This is a genomic window from Sphingobium sp., assembly GCF_041987595.1.
GTDB lineage: Bacteria > Pseudomonadota > Alphaproteobacteria > Sphingomonadales > Sphingomonadaceae > Sphingobium.
Window position 1 is genome coordinate 1 of sequence record NZ_JBHIWJ010000082.1, and the last position, 18,147, is coordinate 18,147.

Annotated in this window: 20 protein-coding genes; 12 read left to right on the forward strand and 8 right to left on the reverse strand. The window is 64.0% G+C overall.

Annotated elements, in window-relative coordinates; genetic code table 11:
* The first annotated feature begins 58 nt into the window (after positions 1-58).
* Positions 59-1,303, forward strand: coding sequence for an amidohydrolase family protein (locus ACFC3J_RS17105; protein ID WP_375197309.1), 1,245 nt, complete (start codon positions 59-61; stop codon positions 1,301-1,303).
* A gap of 119 nt (positions 1,304-1,422) precedes the next feature.
* Here ACFC3J_RS17105 and ACFC3J_RS17110 read toward each other — a convergent pair whose 3' ends face one another.
* Entirely contained in the window at positions 1,423-2,127 is a 705-nt protein-coding gene (locus ACFC3J_RS17110; protein WP_375197310.1) for an anti-sigma factor family protein, read from the reverse strand.
* Positions 2,124-2,612 carry an RNA polymerase sigma factor gene (locus ACFC3J_RS17115; protein WP_375197311.1) on the reverse strand — a complete coding sequence of 163 codons (489 nt, stop codon included), beginning with the start codon at positions 2,610-2,612 and terminating at the stop codon, positions 2,124-2,126. The genes ACFC3J_RS17110 and ACFC3J_RS17115 overlap by 4 nt, the downstream gene beginning before the upstream one ends.
* 91 nt (positions 2,613-2,703) lie before the next feature.
* Between ACFC3J_RS17115 and ACFC3J_RS17120 the strand changes: the two genes are divergently transcribed.
* The 3 genes from ACFC3J_RS17120 to ACFC3J_RS17130 all read left to right on the forward strand — a co-directional run bounded on the left by ACFC3J_RS17120 (position 2,704) and on the right by ACFC3J_RS17130 (position 5,467).
* Positions 2,704-4,002 (forward strand): S8 family serine peptidase, encoded by a 1,299-nt coding sequence (locus ACFC3J_RS17120; RefSeq protein WP_375197312.1) that lies wholly within the window; start codon positions 2,704-2,706, stop codon positions 4,000-4,002.
* 101 nt (positions 4,003-4,103) lie between these two features.
* Positions 4,104-4,781, forward strand: a complete 678-nt coding sequence (locus ACFC3J_RS17125) for a hypothetical protein (protein WP_375197313.1) — start codon at positions 4,104-4,106, stop codon at positions 4,779-4,781.
* A 296-nt stretch (positions 4,782-5,077) separates the two neighbouring features.
* Entirely contained in the window at positions 5,078-5,467 is a 390-nt protein-coding gene (locus tag ACFC3J_RS17130; RefSeq protein ID WP_375197314.1) for a hypothetical protein, read from the forward strand.
* A gap of 87 nt (positions 5,468-5,554) precedes the next feature.
* On the opposite strand, the gene ctrA is transcribed toward ACFC3J_RS17130, so the two are convergent.
* Both ctrA and ACFC3J_RS17140 read right to left on the reverse strand, forming a co-directional pair.
* Positions 5,555-6,262, reverse strand: coding sequence for a response regulator transcription factor CtrA (ctrA, locus tag ACFC3J_RS17135; RefSeq protein WP_375197315.1), 708 nt, complete (start codon positions 6,260-6,262; stop codon positions 5,555-5,557).
* A gap of 208 nt (positions 6,263-6,470) precedes the next feature.
* A complete protein-coding gene (locus tag ACFC3J_RS17140) occupies positions 6,471-7,364 on the reverse strand; it encodes a LysR substrate-binding domain-containing protein (RefSeq protein ID WP_375197316.1) in 894 nt (297 codons plus the stop codon).
* 108 nt (positions 7,365-7,472) lie between these two features.
* On the opposite strand from ACFC3J_RS17140, the gene ACFC3J_RS17145 reads away from it, so the two are divergent.
* From ACFC3J_RS17145 to ACFC3J_RS17160, 4 genes are all read left to right on the forward strand, one after another.
* Entirely contained in the window at positions 7,473-8,192 is a 720-nt protein-coding gene (locus tag ACFC3J_RS17145; RefSeq protein ID WP_375197317.1) for a pirin family protein, read from the forward strand.
* Positions 8,193-8,310: 118 nt separating this feature from the next.
* Positions 8,311-8,910 carry an NAD(P)H:quinone oxidoreductase gene (gene wrbA, locus ACFC3J_RS17150; RefSeq protein ID WP_375197318.1) on the forward strand — a complete coding sequence of 200 codons (600 nt, stop codon included), beginning with the start codon at positions 8,311-8,313 and terminating at the stop codon, positions 8,908-8,910.
* A gap of 207 nt (positions 8,911-9,117) precedes the next feature.
* Positions 9,118-9,573, forward strand: a complete 456-nt coding sequence (locus ACFC3J_RS17155) for a carboxymuconolactone decarboxylase family protein (RefSeq protein ID WP_375197319.1) — start codon at positions 9,118-9,120, stop codon at positions 9,571-9,573.
* Positions 9,573-10,433 carry a sigma-70 family RNA polymerase sigma factor gene (locus ACFC3J_RS17160; protein ID WP_375197320.1) on the forward strand — a complete coding sequence of 287 codons (861 nt, stop codon included), beginning with the start codon at positions 9,573-9,575 and terminating at the stop codon, positions 10,431-10,433. The genes ACFC3J_RS17155 and ACFC3J_RS17160 overlap by 1 nt, the downstream gene beginning before the upstream one ends.
* A gap of 2 nt (positions 10,434-10,435) precedes the next feature.
* On the opposite strand, the gene ACFC3J_RS17165 is transcribed toward ACFC3J_RS17160, so the two are convergent.
* A complete protein-coding gene (locus tag ACFC3J_RS17165; RefSeq protein WP_375197321.1) occupies positions 10,436-11,398 on the reverse strand; it encodes an acyltransferase family protein in 963 nt (320 codons plus the stop codon).
* 69 nt (positions 11,399-11,467) lie between these two features.
* Between ACFC3J_RS17165 and ACFC3J_RS17170 the strand changes: the two genes are divergently transcribed.
* The 4 genes from ACFC3J_RS17170 (at position 11,468) to ACFC3J_RS17185 (ending at position 13,758) form a co-directional block, all read left to right on the forward strand.
* Positions 11,468-12,145, forward strand: a complete 678-nt coding sequence (locus ACFC3J_RS17170) for an RluA family pseudouridine synthase (RefSeq protein WP_375197322.1) — start codon at positions 11,468-11,470, stop codon at positions 12,143-12,145.
* 4 nt (positions 12,146-12,149) lie between these two features.
* Positions 12,150-12,575 carry an alternative ribosome rescue aminoacyl-tRNA hydrolase ArfB gene (gene arfB / locus ACFC3J_RS17175; protein WP_375197323.1) on the forward strand — a complete coding sequence of 142 codons (426 nt, stop codon included), beginning with the start codon at positions 12,150-12,152 and terminating at the stop codon, positions 12,573-12,575.
* A gap of 91 nt (positions 12,576-12,666) precedes the next feature.
* Positions 12,667-13,152 carry a GAF domain-containing protein gene (locus ACFC3J_RS17180; RefSeq protein WP_375197327.1) on the forward strand — a complete coding sequence of 162 codons (486 nt, stop codon included), beginning with the start codon at positions 12,667-12,669 and terminating at the stop codon, positions 13,150-13,152.
* A 111-nt stretch (positions 13,153-13,263) separates the two neighbouring features.
* Entirely contained in the window at positions 13,264-13,758 is a 495-nt protein-coding gene (locus ACFC3J_RS17185) for a hypothetical protein (RefSeq protein WP_375197324.1), read from the forward strand.
* A 9-nt stretch (positions 13,759-13,767) separates the two neighbouring features.
* On the opposite strand, the gene ACFC3J_RS17190 is transcribed toward ACFC3J_RS17185, so the two are convergent.
* From ACFC3J_RS17190 to ACFC3J_RS17200, 3 genes are all read right to left on the reverse strand, one after another.
* The gene (locus ACFC3J_RS17190) at positions 13,768-16,290 is read right to left on the reverse strand and encodes an EAL domain-containing protein (RefSeq protein WP_375197328.1); all 2,523 of its coding nucleotides are present in this window, start codon (positions 16,288-16,290) and stop codon (positions 13,768-13,770) included.
* A gap of 172 nt (positions 16,291-16,462) precedes the next feature.
* Complete coding sequence (locus tag ACFC3J_RS17195; protein ID WP_375197325.1) at positions 16,463-17,281, reverse strand: arginyltransferase; 819 nt, start codon at positions 17,279-17,281, stop codon at positions 16,463-16,465.
* Positions 17,282-17,402: 121 nt separating this feature from the next.
* The coding region (locus ACFC3J_RS17200; RefSeq protein ID WP_375197326.1) for a pyridoxal-phosphate dependent enzyme at positions 17,403-18,147 on the reverse strand (745 nt) is incomplete at its 5' end.

Here is an 18,147-nt window from a genome sequence, read left to right on the forward strand (position 1 = left end):
TTCGATCTCAACCTGGCTTTGGAACGCTCAGATAAAAATCCGGTTTACTACATTCAAAATGCCCACGTGCGCTGCGCTGGCATCTTCCGCAAATGGACCGAAGCTGGCGGCGCGCCAGACGCTGATGCCGGGGCTGATCGACATGCACACCCATCGGCAGATGGCGGGCTATGGCTATGGCGACCGGATGGGACGGCTATGGCTGGCGATGGGGATCACCGCGACCCGCTCGCCCGGATGCCCGGCCTATCATATGGTCGAGGACCGCGAAGCGATCCAGAGCGGCAAGCGGATCGCGGCGCGGCATTATGCCACGGGCGAGGCGATCGATGGCGGGCGCATCTTCTACAATTTCATGCGGCCCGTAACCGAACCGGGGCAGATGGCGCTGGAACTGGAACGGGCGCGGGCGCTGGATTACGACATGGTGAAGACCTATGTGCGGCTTCGCCACGACGTGCAGAAGCAGGTCGTCGGCGAAGCGCATCGCATGGGGATGCACCTGTCGTCCCACTATCACTATCCCGCCCTCCATAGCGGCATGGACTGCATGGAGCATACCGGCGCCACAAACCGCTATGGCTATTCGCGGACGGTCACCTCGCTGGGCGGCGGCTATCATGACGTCACCGATCTGTTCGCGGCTGCCAGGGCCGGACGGACCCCGACCCTGTTCGCAGCGACGGCGTTGCTGGGCGAGGATGACGAGTTCGCGAAGGATGCGCGGATCAGGACGCTTTATCCCAGTTGGGAATATGACAAGCTGCTGGGCCGGATGAAGGCGATGGCGGGCGATGGCGGCAAGCCGATGCTGGCCTCGCTTGAGCGGCAGGTGGAGCAGATCAAGCTGATGCTCGCGGCGGGCTGGCATCCCATTTCGGGGACGGACGCGCCGATCGATCTGACGGCGGTGAGTTTGCATCTCAACCTGCGCGGGATGGTGCGCTTCGGGATTTCCCCGCATGACGCGCTGATGATGACGACGCGATGGTCGGGAGAGTTTCTGGGCGAGCCGATCGGGCGGATCGAACGCGGAATGCTGGCGGACATGATTTTGGTGGAAGGCGATCCGCTGAAGGACGTGAACGCGGTGGCGCGGGTGAAGAAAGTCATTGCCAACGGCGTGGTGCGCACGCCGGAGGAATTGATCGCGCCATTTATCGCGGCAAGGCCTCAGGCGCGGGTAACCCCGGTGCTGCCGCCGCTCGCGCATGCGCACCAGCATTTCTGGTGGCACGAGGCGGAATATGTGGAATCGAGCCGGGCGGCCTGTTGCGCGGGGCATGCCGTGGCGCATGTTTGAGAAGCGATCGGGTGAGGTCGTGAAGGCACTCTGAGCCTGAAGAAGAAGTGCAGCCCTTCGACAGGCTCAGGACGAACGGAAGTTTCTGAATTCGAACTTCCGCTAACCATCCCTACCCGTCATTCACCTTCGCGCCAGCCCTTGGCCAGCGCCGCTTTCTCCTGCGCCGCATCGGCCGGAGCGCCTTCGATCAGCGCATCGACCGTCGTCATGATCCGCGCATCGCCGGAAGAGGCCTGACGATAGTCCGTCCCCTGCCCCGCCCCCGGCACCAGTTGCTGGACCTGCCACCCCTGTCCCTCGCGACAGGCGACGCCGGAGACGGCCTGCCCCTCGAAGCTGCGGCACCAGCCGCCGCCCTTGCGCTGAAAGCTGAGGCCGATGCGGATCGCCGCGCCCTGCTGAGCGGAGGCCAGTTGGGTATCGAGAGCGGACGCCAGTTCCCCCTGCGCGACCATCACGCCATTGCTGACCCCAACGGGGCCGGAGGAGCCGCCGGACAGATGGCCGATGCCAAGGCCCAGCACGAGGCTCGCGGCAATGGCGCCGCCTATGCCCCAGTTGCGCCAGCGCGGGGTTGCAGGACGGGCCAGCGGAACGACTTTCGCGCTCTCCTCCAGCAAGGCCCGTAAGGCAGGCGGCACCGGCTCCGCTTCGATCGGCGCATAATGGCCCGACAGGCGCTCCCGCAGGCGGCGGTGCGTTTCCAGCCGTTCGGCAAGGGCAGGGTCTTCCGCCATGGCGCGGTCCACGCGGCGCCGCGTCACTTCATCCAGTTCGCCGTCGACCCAGGCGATCAACAGGGCTTCGTCAATGTCGGTCATGCCGCTTCCCCCAGCATTTCGATCAGCGCACCGCGCCCCCGCACCAGCCGCGAGGTCAGCGTGCCCATCGGCACGTCCAGTACCTCGGCCGCCTCTTTGTAGGAGAGTCCTTCTACCAGCACGAGCGCAATGGCTTCGCGCTGTTCGTCAGGCAAGGCGTGCATGGCGCGATCCACATCGGACAGCATCACATGCGCCTCCACATCGCGGTCGCCCGCATGGCCGACATGCTCGCCCGCCTCTTCCGGCGCGAAGGTCCGGGCGGCGCGCTGCCGCAAACGGGCCTCGTCGATCCAGAGATTGCGCATGATCCGATACATCCAGCTATCCAGTCTTGTCCCCGGCTGCCATTGGTCGCGCGCCTTGAGCGCCCTTTCCAGCGCCGCCTGACACAGATCGTCTCCATCGGCGCGATCCCGCGAGAGGCTGGCGGCAAAGCGTCGCAGCCGGGGCAGGATCGCCAACAGATCGCTTTCGAACGACATCCGGTCTCCATTCATGTCTGTCAGGGATGAAACGACCGTGCCCCGACGTTTCATCCCTGACGGAAGATCATGTATCGGAAATTTTTTCGCGATGACTCATTTTGAATGCGAAAGGACCGAAAAAGGGGTCGGTGGTAAAGAGGTCGAGATGAAGTTCGCCCGTTCATGGATTGTTGCCGGTCTTCTTCTGACCGCGCCCGGCGCGGAAGCGCAACTGCTGTCCGCGCCCGGGCTGGGACAGGTCGGCGGAGTGGTGCCCACCGTGCTGGACCGGGCCGAAGGCGCCCTCGACCAGGCGGGGCTGGACGGGCTTTCTCCGGCCCGGCTGGCCGACCGGCTGGCGGCGGCGCGAGCGGCGCGGATCGGGGATCTGGTGCGGCGACATGGGGACTCGGTCGAACTGGACGACCGGCGCGAACCGGCGCGGCGCGGCGTGATCCTGCTGACAGGCGCCACGGCGAAAAGCATCGAGACGCTGCGATCGGCGGGCTATGGTGTCGAGAGGCAATTGGTCGAGGGACTGGACCTCAGCATCACGCGGCTTACGGTGCCGCAGGGGCAGAGCCTGTCGCGGGCCTTGAAGAAAGTCCGTTCGATTGCACCCGAAGCGCAGACAAGTGCGGACAATCTCTATTTTCCGAGCGGTTCGGCCATCGCCCTCACCGCGACGGCGCTGGCGGAGAGCGGAAGCGTGCGGGGCAAGGCCGCCGGGCTGATCGATGGCGGCGTGGCGCGTCATCCTGCGCTAAGCGGGCCGGTCGAGCAGCAGGGCTTCGCCCGCGGCGCGCCCCGGGCGAGCGCCCACGGGACTGCGGTGGCCTCGCTCATCAGCGGCACAGGCAGCGTGCGGGGGGCTGCGCCGGGCGCGCCCCTGCTGGTGGCCGACGTCTATGGCGACGATCCGGCTGGCGGCGGCGCCTTTGCGATTGCGCGGGCCTTGGGCTGGATGGCAGCACGGGGCGCGAGCGTTGTCACGGTCAGTCTGGTGGGGCCGGACAATCCGCTGCTGGCGGGCGCGATCCGGCTGGCGCGGGACAAGGGCGTCATGGTGGTGGCGGCGGTCGGCAATGACGGGCCAGCGGCACCCCCGGCCTATCCTGCCTCCTATCCCAATGTCGTCGCGGTGACGGGAATCGATGGCCGCGGAAGGCTGTTGCCGGAGGCAGGGAGAGCGCAGCATATCGATTTCGCGGCGCCGGGGGCCGACATGAACGCGGCGCGCACCGATGGCGGCAAGGGACGGGTGCGCGGCACCAGCTTTGCCGCGCCGCTGGTGGCGGGGCGCCTGTTCGCGACCGGCAGCATGGGCGCTCTTCAGGGCGAAGCGAAGGCTGGCGGCAAGGCGTTCGGCAAGGGGATCGTCTGCGGATCTTGCAGAAATATGGATTGAATTTCAGCATTTTGTTAAATTTTTTCGGTGCGCCGGGATGAATTCGACCAGCCCTCCCGTTGTCCTTTCATCGGATCGAACAACGAACAAGGAGACGATCGATGAAAGTGAAGTTCTTTCTTGCTACTGCCGCCCTTGCCGCTCTGACGGCCGCCCCGGCTTCGGCTCAGTTGCTCGGCGGCGGCGGCGGGATGCTGGGCGGCGGCCTGGGTGGTGCGCTCGGCGGCGGCGGCGGTTCACTTGGCGGTTCCCTGGGCGGCACGCTCGGCGGTTCCGGCGGCATCGGCATCGACCGCAGCGTGGATCTGGAAAATGGCCGCGTCGGCGCCGGCGGGTCGGGCCACGGAAGCGGCAGCGGTTCCGCCAGTGGTTCGGTCGGCCGTCACGGCAAGAGCCACAGCGGCAGCGCTTCGGGTTCGGCCAGCGGTAGCCTGACCGCCGACACGCCGGGCACCAGCGATGTCCGTAACGCCGTGGGCGGCGCCCGCGATCAGATTGGCAGCACCGCAGGGGCCGCGCGGGACCGGGCGGTCAGCGCCGCCGCCGACGCTCGTGGCCGGGCTGGCGCAGCGGCCAACGCCACCCGTGATCGCGCCGCGAACACGGCAGGCCGGGCACGCTCGGTCGCGGGCACTGCTGCCGGCAGCGCTGTGGGTGCCGCCAGCGGCGCCGCGAGTGCGGCGAACGGCGCGGCCTCGATCGACGCAGGCGGTCAGCTTTCGGGCAGCGGCCAGGCCTCCGGTTCCAGCTCATCCTCTTCGGATCAGGCGGCCCAATAATCCCCCCGACGGGGCGGCCCCCGCAGTCGGCTTTCAGCCATCACGCCCCCGCCCCGCCGCCTGATCCCCAGGCCGGTAATCCCCGTGGATTACCGGCCTTTTTCGTAGGAAAAAAACGCCTGCTATAAGCATGTTAGGATCATTGACCTTCCCATTTTCCGTCAGCCCATCTAAAACACCGATATAAAGAACTCCGGCAGGCGCGATCTGCACGGAATACCGGTCGCCATAGGTGCGAACAGCGCCAACTATGAAGGGTCGCGGGACAGTCCATGTCCAATTCCCACCTCGATTTCATGTCCAAGCGTCTCCATGAGCGTCAGCGACGGCTGCTAAAGGCGCGCATGCGCCATCCGCGCCATGGCGAAATCGACATATTGGTGCGCGATGTTTCCGAGCGAGGCTTGGGCGGTCGGTGCGATCTCGACATTGCGGTAGGTGAAAATGTGGTGATCGGCCTTCCCGACTGCGCGCCGGTGGAAGGAAAGATCGCCTGGCGCAAAGGCCAGGGTTTCGGCGTACTTCTGGAGACCCCCATCAATCCCGCGACAGTCAAAAGCCCCCCACCTAGCGAGAAGCCGACAACCGCTCCCTATCAGGTGCCGACCGCCTTCCGCGCGTCGATCGATATCAAGAGGCCGGGCTTTCGGACCCGTTCTCCCGCCCCAGACACAAAGCGGCGTTGAACGGCACCTGACGACCGAAAAGGAAAAAGACCGGAGAATCCTTGCGGATCGCCGGTCTTCCACCCCCTGGACTGTGTATCGGATCGGTCAGGCGACCCTGGTCGCCAGTTCTTCGGCCTCGTCCGGATCGCGCAGCACATAGCCGCGGCCCCACACCGTCTCGATATAATTTTCGCCTCCGCAGGCGAGCGCCAGTTTCTTGCGCAGCTTGCAGATGAAAACGTCGATGATCTTGAGCTCGGGCTCGTCCATGCCGCCATACAGGTGGTTGAGGAACATTTCCTTGGTCAGCGTCGTGCCCTTGCGGAGCGAAAGCAGCTCCAGCATCGCATATTCCTTGCCGGTCAGGTGAACACGATTGCCGTCCACTTCCACGGTCTTGGCGTCAAGGTTAACCGCCAGCTTGCCAGTCCTGATAACCGACTGCGAATGCCCCTTCGACCGGCGTACCACGGCATGGATGCGGGCGATCAGCTCCTCGCGGTGGAACGGCTTGGTCACATAATCGTCGGCACCGAAACCGAAGGAACGGACCTTGCTGTCCATTTCGGCAATGCCCGAAAGAATCAGCACCGGCGTCTGCACCTTCGCCGCGCGGAGCTTCTTGAGCACGTCATAACCGTGCATATCCGGCAGGTTCAGGTCGAGGCAGATGATATCGTAATCGTAGAGCTTGCCGAGGTCGAGGCCCTCTTCCCCGAGGTCGGTCGTGTAGACATTAAACCCCTCGGTCGTGAGCATCAGCTCGATCGCCTTGGCCGTAGTCGGTTCGTCTTCGATTAGCAGCACGCGCATGTGAAGCCCCTTTGCGTAGCAGTCCCGTTCACCCCCAGAGAACGGCAGCCGCTCCAATTCATTAACCAAAAAACTTCTGAAGGACAAAGGTTAATTTTTAGATAACTCAGGGATTCCAATGAGTCGTGCGATTTTGAATCTGTTTGTAATGTTTTAGCCGCGAAATGATTCAGGCGAGTCAATATGGATTCGACTTCGAAACGAGCCTTCAACAGCTATGATGTCTGCTGAGGAAATCGAGCAGCGCCTCCACGCGGGCAGGCCGCAAACGCGACGGCGGCGTGACCAGGTGGAGACCAAAGGCAGGCGGCCGCCAGTCGACGAGAATCTCCTCCAGGTCGCCCGACGACATTGCTTCGCCGACGATGAAATCAGGCAGGCGGGCAATACCGACCCCGGCGCGGAGGGCAGGCAGCATCGCCTCCCCGCTATTGACTGTGATACGGGCGCGTACCTGCACCGCCACATTCTGCTGGCCGGGACCGGAAAAGCGCCAGACATCAGGTGTGGCGACGTTGGAATAGCAAAGGCAGTCGTGGCTGCCGAGGTCGGAGGGGTGCGCCGGGCGCCCCCGTTCTTCCAGATAGCCCGGCGACGCGACCACATGCATGTTGACGTCCGCCAGCCGTCGGGCGCGCAGCGAGCTGTCGGGCATGTCCGCGATACGGATGGTGGCATCGAGACCCATTTCCACAAGGTCGATGCGCGCATCCGACAGATGCAGATCGACATCTACCTGCGGGTTCTGCTTCGTGAACTCGGCGACCAGGGGCGCGACGCGGAGCAGGCCGAAGGTCATCGGCGCGCCCAGACGCACCGTCCCGGACAGTTCGGCCGTTTCGTCCCGCGCCGCTTCTTCCGCCGCCTGCCCTTCCGACAGGATGCGCGCGGCATGATCCGCCAGCCGCTTGCCGCTTTCGGTCAGCGCGAGGCGACGGCTGGTGCGATTGAACAGGCTGGTGTCCAGATGTTCCTCCAGCCGCGTCACCGCCTTGGATATGGTTGCCTTGGACACGCTCAGGGCCTTGGCTGCGTCGGTGAAGCTGCGATGCTCGACCACGGCCGCGAACATGGCCCATGCCTCAAAATCAGGAAGCCGCATAAGGAAACAATCCGTTTCAATCCTGCCTATTCAAGAAACGATCCTGATCGCTAGATTGACGGAAAGCAAGTCGGAACCATCCGGTAGCGCAATGAAAGGCACGAGCATATGAACACGACAACAGGGAGCCGCATCGAACGCCGCCCCTTCGCGTCGCTGGGCCATGCCGACCATGGCTGGCTGAACGCGCGCCACCATTTTTCCTTCGCGGACTATCATGATCCCGCCCGCATGAGCTGGGGCGCGATCCGAGTGTGGAATGACGATGAGATCGGCCCGCGCTCGGGCTTTCCGCCGCACCCCCATGCGGACATGGAAATCATCACCTATGTCCGCAAGGGTGCGATCACGCATCAGGACAGCCTGGGCAACAGGGGCCGCACCGAAGCGGGCGACGTCCAGGTGATGAGCGCAGGCACCGGCATACGCCACGCCGAATATAATCTGGAAGACGAGACGACGACGCTCTTCCAGATCTGGATCATTCCCCGCGCAAGGGGCGGCCAGCCGAGCTGGGGCGCCAAGCCCTTTCCCAAGGGTGACCGCTCAGGCAAGCTGGAGGTGCTGGCGAGCGGCCATGACGAAGACAGGGAAGCGCTGCGCATCCGCGCCGACGCCCGTCTTTTGGGCGGCACGATCAAGGCCGGGGACAGCGTAACCTACGACAGCGGGGACGGCCGCCATCTTTATCTGGTTCCTGCGACGGGGCGGATAGAGATTGACGGACAGATTTTCGAAGCGCGGGACGGCGTTGCGATCATCGGTGGCGAACCCATCACCGTCACGGCCATCGAGGACGCGGAAATCGTCCTTGTCGACAGCGAATAGGCCCATCCTTTCCTCTCCCTTCGGATGGGCCGAAGGCCGCCCGCAACTCCCCCCTCGCGGGCGGCCGATTTTTTGAAACCTTTTTACGATCAACGCATTAACGAGATTGGAGATATTCATGGCCAAGGTTCTGGTTCTCTATTACTCTTCGTACGGTCACATCGAAACGATGGCGAAGGCCGTAGCGGAAGGCGCAGCCACCGCTGGCGCACATGTCGATATCAGGCGCGTGCCGGAAACGGCGCCGCTGGAAGTGGCGCAGGCCGCTCATTTCAAGCTGGATCAGGAAGCGCCAGTCGCGACCGTCGCCGAACTTGCCGACTATGACGCGATCATCATCGGCACCGGCACGCGCTTTGGTCGCATGTCGAGCCAGATGGCGGCCTTTCTCGATCAGGCGGGCGGCCTGTGGGCGCGCGGCGCGCTGAACGGGAAGGTCGGCGGCGCTTTCACCTCGACCGCCAGCCAGCATGGCGGGCAGGAGACCACCCTTTTCTCGATCATCACCAACCTGCTGCATTTCGGCATGGTGATCGTCGGCCTGGACTATGGCTTTGCCGGGCAGATGGGCGTCGACAAGGTTCGCGGCGGCGCGCCCTATGGCGCGACCACGCTCGCGGACGGCGACGGCAGCCGCCAGCCAAGCGAGGAAGAACTGGACGGTGCGCGCTATCAGGGCCGCCGGATCGCGGAGACGGCGATGAAATTGCACGGATAACAGATTGCTGCGCCGTCTACCCGGTGGGTGGCACGGCACAGTTGTTGAGCCTTGGGTCGCAAGGGTCAACATCGGTGGGGGCCGGCGCATCGGACTGCGCGTCGGCCCCCTTCTTTTTGACTGGAGGCCATGTTTTTTGCGTCTCATGTCACACCGGCCATTCCTGGCTCGTCATGTCAGCACAACCCATGATGAAAGGTGCTGACCATGACTGCCAAGCTCGATCCCTTTGCCGTCGCCCCCCAGTTAATGAAAAGCTGGTTCGCGCTTTCCACTGCCGTCAATGACAGCCTGGAGCCCAGCCTCGTGGAACTGGTGAAGATACGCGCTTCCCAGATTAACCAGTGCGCCAACTGCATCAACATGCACACGGCCGACGCCCGCGCGCTGGAGGAGACGGAACAGCGCATATATCTGCTGTCGGCCTGGCGCGAGGCGCCGTGCTATACGGCACGCGAACGGGCAGCGCTGGCGTGGACGGAAGCCTTGACGCGTCTTTCCGAAGGGCACAGCCATGTCTCAGCCCACGAAGCGCTGGACGCCGAATTCTCGAAGGAGGAACAGGTGAAGTTGACCCTGATGATTAACGTCATCAATGGCTGGAACCGCATCGCGGTGGGTTTCGGCCTCTGGTACGACACCCCAACCAAGGCGGCCGCCTGATGGCGCAGGGGATGCATCTGGACCCGGCGGACAGCTTCGATCCGCTGCGTCCCCGCCTTTTGCGCGTCGCCTATCGCATGCTGGGATCGGTCGCCGATGCCGAGGACGTGGTGCAGGACGCCTTCATACGCTGGATGGGTGTGGACCGCGAAACGGTGCGCGAACCGGAAGCCTTCCTGCGGCGGACGGTGACGCGGCTTTGCCTCGATCAACTGAAATCCGCGCGGCACAGTCGGGAAGTCTATATCGGTCCTTGGCTGCCCGACCCGGTGGTCGAGGATGCCGAGACGGAGGACGATGTGACGCTGCCGCTGATGCTGGCACTGGAACGGCTGTCGCCTCTGGAGCGGGCGGCGTTTCTGCTGCATGACCTGTTCGGCGTCGGCTTCGAGGAGATTGCGGCGACCGTCGATCGCGATCAGGCCGCCTGTCGACAACTGGCTGCGCGGGCGCGGGCGCATGTTCAGCAGGCCCGACCGCGCTACAAGCTGGAAAAGCAGCGCGGGCTGGAGATCGCCAGCGCCTTTTTCACGGCCTCGCGCAGCGGCGACATGACTGCGCTAGGCGCGATGCTGGCGCAGGATGTCAGCCTGCACAGCGACGGCGGCGGCAAGCGGCCTGCGGCGGTCCATCCGATACTCGGCCTGCGGCAGGTCATGCAGGTGCATAAGGCGCTGGCGGTGCTGTTCGGCAAATATGGTTCGACGCTGGTGCGCATGGGGCTGATCAACGGCTTGCCCGGCTTCGTCACCCGCGAGGCGGATGGCGAGTTCCAGACGACGGCGCTGGATATAGAGGATGGCCGCATCACCGGCATCTATGTGATGCGCAACCCCGACAAGTTGCGGCATCTCCATTAGCGTCAGAGGAAAATGCGGCGCAGCGCCGGCACGTTCCGGATCAGATAATAAGCGGCAAGCGGCAGGATCAGGGCCTGCATCAGCAGCCACGGCTTGCCGAGATAGGGCGAGAGATAGTGGATCACGGCGACATGCAGATACATGATGACCAGCGACGCCCGGCCAATGGCGGCGATCCAGCCGCCAAAGGGCGCGATCCGCACCGAAAGGCGGAACAGCAGCACGCTCGTCGCGATCGCAGAGCCGAGCGAAAGCAAGGGCCAGCCATAATCCGCCGCCTTCATGTTGAGCGTCGGCAGCAACGCCGACAGCCCCGCCAGCGACGACAAGGCCAGCGGCGCCAGCATCCAGCTTCGCCATGACACCCGCTGCCACGCGGCGCCCACCCACAGCAACACCAGCGCCATCGGCACGGTGAGCAGGCCGAGTGGCGACAGGCTGGTAAACCGTGCTGCTTCATAGGCGGCAAGCAGACAGGGCAGCATCAGCCACGCCCAGCGCCTGTCCAATGGGTCGGACCACCACGCCAGCGCCATGTTGAAGAGAATGCGCGCCATCATCAGGCAGGGGACGAACCAGAAGATGGTGAACGGGCCCCGCAGCCAGGAGCCACCGAGCAGGATCGGTAGCGCATCTCGCGGCCAGTCGTGAAAGATCGGTCGCCCGCCCTTCATCGTTTCGATGATCTGGTCTGCGACGACGAGCAGCAACAGGAAAGCGGCATAGGGCCGCGTCTGCGACCCCAACTGGCGGAGCGTGAAACGCGCCACCGGCTGCGGGTGCGAAAGGAGGCCGGAAAGCAGGAAAAACAGCGGCATGTGGAAGCTGTACATCGCATCGCGCAGGCCGCCCCGCGTCCATACATGGCCGACGACCACGGCGATGATGCCGATGCCGCGCGCGACATCGATCCATTCCAGCCGTCCCCCGCCCGTGGGTCGGGCCTCATGCCCCCTGTTCTCCATAGAGATGTCGCCCTATAGGAAGCCGGGCGCGCGTCAATCGCCCTTTCCCCTGTTTACGGATGCTGCCCCTTGACCCTGCTTCACGACCGAGTGCTGTTCATCGATGGCGAGGCCATCATCCTCGACAAGCCCGCGGGCCTGCCGGTCGACGCGCCGCGTGACGGATCGCTGGCCCTTGAGAACCATCTTTCCTCGCTGACCTTCGGCTTTCAGCGCTGGCCGCTGCCGGTGCACCGGCTTGATCGGGACACCAGCGGCTGCCTGCTGCTGGCGCGCAATCCCAAGGCGCACAAGCGCTTCGCCGCCGCCTTTGAGGCCGGAACCGTCGCCAAACGCTATGTCGCGGTGGTGGACGGCGTGCCCGAGGAAGAGAGCGGCATCATCGAACTCTCGCTCAAGAAGATCAGCACGCCCGCGCAGGGCTGGCGGATGATCCCGGCGAAAGCAGGCAAGGCGGCGATCACGGAATGGCGCCGGATCGCGGAGAAGGATGGCCGCGCGCTGATCGTCTTCACGCCCCGCACCGGCCGCACCCACCAGATCCGCACCCATGCGCTGCACGGGCTGGGCTTCGGCATCGTCGGCGATCCTGTCTATGGATCGGGTGATGGCCCCATGCTGCTGCATAGCCGGTTCCTCAGTATCCCACGCGGCGAAAAGCCGCCTGCGGAAGCGACCGCTCCGCTGCCCGAAACCTTTGCGGCGGCCGGTTTTGGGGCGGAGCTGCTGGAACAGGCTGGGCTGTAATCTCTTGCCGCTGATCCCCGTCACCCGGTCAATCGCCATCGACAGCGACGAACTGTCGGAGAGCTTCGTCCGTTCGACCGGCGCGGGGGGCCAGCATGTGAACACGACCGACAGCGCGGTGCAGTTGCGTTTCGACGTGGCGAACAGCCCGTCCCTGCCCGACGCGGTGAAGGCGAGGCTGGCAGCGATCGCAGGGCGGCGGATGACGGCGGAAGGGGTGCTGATCCTGCGTTCCGAAGGCTCGCGTTCCCAGCTCATGAACCGGCAGGAAGTGCTGGCCCGCCTGATCGACCTGATCCGCGAGGCGACCTTCGTGCCAAAGGCCCGCAAGGCCACCAAGCCGGGCAAAGCCGCCAAGGCGCGCCGCGTCGACGCCAAGAAAGCCCGCAGTTCGGTGAAGGCTGGGCGGGGCAAGGTGAAGTTCGACTGACGCGCTGGAACGGGTGGAAATATGTCCGCCAATGGCCGCTTCCCGTCACCGAAGACTGGCCGCCGCCGCCCGCACATCCTATATCGCCGCCATGTTCGATTTTGCCCCCACGGCGGATGCCGACAAAGCCACTCTTTATGACGACCTTCTTTCCGCCGCCGACGCGCTGACCGCCGGAGAGAGAGATGCCGTCGCCAACATGGCCAACATCTCCGCGCTCATCTGGCAATTTCTGCCCGATCTCAACTGGGCGGGCTTTTACCGCATGATCGACGGCGAACTGGTGCTTGGTCCGTTTCAAGGCAAGACCGCCTGCATCCGCATCGCATTGGGGAAGGGCGTCTGCGGCGCGGCGGCGGCCAGCGCGGAAACGCAGCTGGTCGAGGATGTGCATGCCTTCCCCGGCCATATCGCCTGCGACGCCGCCAGCGCATCGGAAATCGTCGTGCCCGTCATGAAGGACGGCCAGGTGGTGGCCGTTCTCGACCTCGACAGCCCCTCCCCTGCCCGCTTCAATGAAGCCGACAGGGCGGGCCTGGAGGCGCTGATCGCGCGAATCGGAGCGCGCCTCGCCTGAACAGGCCTTGCCCCGTTTCGGGACAGGTCACGAGCCGCCCTGGCGTGGATCGGGACGCCCTAGCATGCTAAACAAGCCGTTAACAAATCAGCGGAAACAGGGAGTTCAAGCATGCGGATCTGGAGCATCGTCCTGACGATGGCTACAATTGCGCCCGTGCTGGCGTCGGATGCCGCATGGGCGGATCAACCCCCGCGCGGCATGGGCTATGACGATGACGTAACCGCGCATGATGGACCACCGCCTCCGCCGCAGGCCGCTCCGCTCCATGAATATCGGGGACGCTGGAGCGGGACCTGGCGCGACAGGGACGGCAGAGCCTATAACGGCGACTATGAAGGCCGTTTCGAAGGCGAGGTTCGCGGCGGTCCCGGCGTCGATTATGACGCTCCGCCCTATACAGCCGCGCCGCACTGGACCAGCCCCCCGCCCGCACCCGCGCCGGGCCAGCCAGTCGTCACCACGACGCAGGCCCCCGGCTATTTTGCAAATGGCTATTATTATCCCGGCGTCACCACCACGACCGTCGTGATCCAGCCTGCGGTCACGACCACCCGTACCTATGTGACCGAGCGGGTGGTCCGCAGGAGGACTCGCTCCAAATAGCGCAGCCGTTCAGGCCGCTTGGGACTTCACCATGGCCCAGGGCTGCGGCCGTCCGAACAGATAGCCTTGACCGATCGAGCAACCGCGCGCGAGCAACAGCTCGACCTGCCCCGCCGTCTCCACCCCTTCGGCAACCACCTCCATGCCCAGGCTGCTACCCAGCTTGCCGATGGCGTCAACGATGACGGCGTCCCCCGCATCCTGTTCGATATTGCGCACAAAACTGCGGTCGATCTTCAATATGTCGACCGGATATTGCTTCAAATGACTGAGCGAAGCATAGCCGGTGCCAAAATCGTCGAGAGCGATCTGCACCCCCGCCGCCGACAGGCGGTGAAGCGCCTGTTCCACCTGTTCGGCGCCACGGCCAAGGAACACCGTCTCGGTCACCTCAACCTCGAAATGCCGGGGCGGAACGCCACAGCGCGCCAGATGGGCAAGGACATAGCCGGCAAAGTCATGCTGCATGAAGTCCGCCGCCGAAGCGTTGATGGCTACCCGACCCGGATCATAGCCAGCGCGTAGCCAGCGGCGCACATCGCGCACGACATTGGCCAGCATCTTTTCGGTCAGTTCAACGGCAATTTCCGCATTGTCGAAGGCAGCCGCGATCGTGTCGGGCGCATGAACCCCAGTGCGCGGATGCTGCCAGCGAAGCAACGCTTCATAACCCAGGACGCGTCCGGTCTTCAAATCGACCTTCGGCTGATAAAAGGGCACGACCAGATCGTCGGCGATCGCCTGCCGCGCCATGTGGATCATGGAACTGCGCTGCTGCGCCTCGGCCCGCAACGGCGAATGGAACAGCGTCAACCGGCCCCTGCCTGCGGATTTCGATGCATAGAGCGCCAGATCCGCTGCCTTCAGCAATTCGGTCGCATCGTCGCCATGCTCGCCGAACACAGCGCCGCCGATGCTGACGCTGCAATCCAGCGAACGGCCATTATGGACATAGGGGCCGCGCACGCCACCCAACAGTTCGGCGCTCCAGGCAGCCAGAGCCGCGCTGTTGGCAAGCGACGGCGCAATCATGCCAAATTCGTCGCCGCCAAGCCGCCCGATCATCGCGTCGGCGGGTGCGCTGACGGCAAATCGCTGCGCAAAGCCGCAAAGCAGCGCATCCCCGGCATCATGACCCAACATGTCGTTGGTCCGTTTGAGCTCGTCGATATCGACCAGCACCAGACCGAAGCTCTCGCCATCCCTGCGCGCCTGTTCGGTCATCTCCTCCAGCGTTTCCTGCCAGAGCGCCCGGTTCGGCATACGCGTCATCGGATCATGGGTGGCCGCCCACCGGATGCGATCCTCGCTATTCCGTTCCTCGGTCACGTCCTGAAAGGTGACGATCACGCGCAGCGGCCGACCCGCTTCGCAAAAGCTGCTCCAGCCCGCGCTCTTGATCCAGCGCAGCGCACCATTGTCGGCGCGACGTATCCGCAAGGTGGCTTCGAAATGCGGCGGCATTTCTCCCTGCGCGACCGCATCCAGCATTTCGGCCAGTTGGGGACGGTCCTCCGGGTGCACAAGGCTCAGCGCCAGTTCACTGGTCGCCGGTTCGGCGGCTGAGAGGCCGAGCATCTGCCGGAACTCGCGCGACCAGGTACGCGTCCCAACCGTCGCGTCGAAATCCCAGATGCCGAGCCGCGCCGACTGCACCGCCAGTCGAAAACGCTCCTCGCTCTCCGCCAGTTCGCGCTGGGCGATCTTTTGCGCGTGAATGTCCTCCAGCGTTCCATACCATCGGACGATCCGGCCTTGCGCATCCTTGCGCGCGGAAGCTCGCGCCCGCATCCAGCGATAACTGCCATCGGCCAGACGCAGACGGTAATCGACGTCCACCGGGTCGCCGGAAGCCAGCTTTTCTCCCCAGGCCATCAGCGTCCGGTCAAGATCATCGGGATGCAGGGATGCTATCCATCCCCTGCCTTGCGCCTGTTCCGGCGGCATTCCGGTGAGTTCGTGCCAGCGCGGACCAACTTCCTCGATCGCACCGTCGGGCGCGGCCGTCCAGGGCACTTGCGGACTGAGTTCGACCGACCAGCGATAATGTTGTCGGCTTTCCGCCAGCGCTTCGGCCAAGGCTCTCCGGTCCCGGTCATGCCGGTCGTCGACATCCTCGATAGTGCCGTACCATAGCGGCGCTCCATCCGGCTGCACGACCAGAGTCATGCGGACAAGGCCCCATCTTTTGTCCCCCGAAAGGGCGCGCATCCGTACGGGGACGGGATCGGGCGTGGCCGATGATCGTGCCGCATTGGCCAGCGCCTGCCGGTCGCGCCGGTCCAGCACTCCGCGCCAGCCATGGCCCATCATGTCGCAGGAAAAATGCCGCGCGAACAGATCCGACATGATTTCCCGCGAAAGGATGCGCCCACGCCCGTCAGCGATCCAACGAATCGCAGGAGGAGAAACCTGATGAAAAATCGGGGAAAACAACAATTCGTTACGGTAGTGCAACAGGCCCCAATCCAGCTTTCGCTGGCTGGGTTCCGGCCCAAATTCTCCAAATCGGCGATCAGCAAAACGGTCCATCGGCCGGTCCTGATCCATGCTTCTTTCCGCGCACCATGAGGATGCACTAACGGAAAAAGTTAAATAAGCTTTCCAATGCGGTACAGAGAAATCGGTCCATAACGGCACAAGATGCGCCAGCGGGCACCAATGCGACCGTCAGACAGGCGTCAGGACGGCCCTTCATTGGCGATTATTTGCGGAAAATTGCCGCCAGTTCACGGGGCAAGGCAGGCTCGTCGCGCGGTTCTGCCTGCTGCACCGCCTGGGCCTGCTCATCCGGATCAAAGCGGGTCCAACCGTTGCGGCTCAACCGTTCGAGCGGACGATAGCGGATCTTATACTGCATCCGCTGCGACCCTTCGACCCAATAGCCCAGATAGACGTAGGGCAGCCCGGCCTTCGCAGCGCGCAGGATGTGATCCATGATGATGAAATTGCCCAGTCCCTTGCGATGCTCCAGTGCCGTATCAAAGAAACTGTAGATCATCGACAGACCATCGCCCTGCCGATCGGTAAGACAGGCGCCGATCAGCTTGCCGGGGCGGCCGTCCTCACCCGGTTCGCGATATTCCACGACATGGCTTTCCACCGGGGTCTGTTCGACCATATCGGCAAAATCCATCTCATCCATTTCAGTCATGCCGCCGCCGGGATGGCGTGCGCGCAGATAGCGCTGAAGCAGCGCGAACTGCTCCTCGGTCGACCATGGCTTACAGGCGGTGACGACAAGGTCACCATTCTTCCGCAGCAATTTGCGCTGGGTGGCATTGGGTTCGAACTCGCCCGCAACCACGCGCACCGAAACGCAGGCGGAACAGTCCGCGCAGCTTGGCCGGTAGGCGACATTCTGGCTGCGGCGAAAACCGATGCGGCCGAGCGCGTCGTTCAGTTCCGACGCATTCTCCCCACTGAGTTCGGTGAAAACTTTCCGCTCGCTCCTGCCCGGAAGATAAGGGCACGGGCTGGGATTGGTGACGAAGAAACGCGGAAAGCGGAAAGGCGCACTCACAACCGCATCTCCCCCACAGCGCTGCCCGACCCCTGATTCATGAATCGACTATGCCGTTGGCGGGCGGCTGTGAAAAGTTTATTTACCACGAAAATTGGTTAAGCGGCAGAGGCCGCATCGATCAGGCCACCTCGATCGGCGCAACCTCATACCCCACCTCTCGCAGCGCCGCGATCAACCGCTCCAGATGGGCGCCGTCCCGCGTCTCGCACTCGACGTCTAGGCTGAGGCCCTTGGCCGGCAGATTGGTAAAAATCCGCTGGTGCGACAGTTCCAGGATGTTGACCGCTTCCTGATCGAAGATGCGGGCGACATGGAACAGCGCGCCCGGCCGGTCCTGAAGGATGATGCGCAGCCGGGCGAGGCGGCCCGACCGTGCCAGGTCGCGCAACAGCACGTTTGCCAGCAGGCGCGTGTCTATATTGCCGCCGGTCAGAATCAGGCCGACATTGCGTCCGGCAAACTCTTCCTTATGCGTCAGCAGGGCTGCGAGACCTGCGGCGCCAGCGCCTTCCACCACCGTCTTTTCGATCTGAAGCAGCAGACTGACCGCTTCCTCCAGATGGCGTTCGCTGACCAGCATGACATCGTCCGCCAGGCGTTCGACGAAGCGGCGGGTGAGCTCGCCGGGCTGCTTGACTGCAATGCCCTCGGCCAGAGTATCGCCGTCGCAGGGCAGGTTCGCGCCCTTGATATAGTCATACATGGACGGATAGAGCTCCGCCTGCACGCCGTAGATTTTGATGTCCGGCTTCATCGCCTTGGCTGCCGTCGCTACGCCGGAAAAAAGGCCGCTGACGCTCAGCGACGCGACAAGGCTCAATTGGAATACGTGGAGGACTTCCTTGGTGCAGTCATGAAGTTTC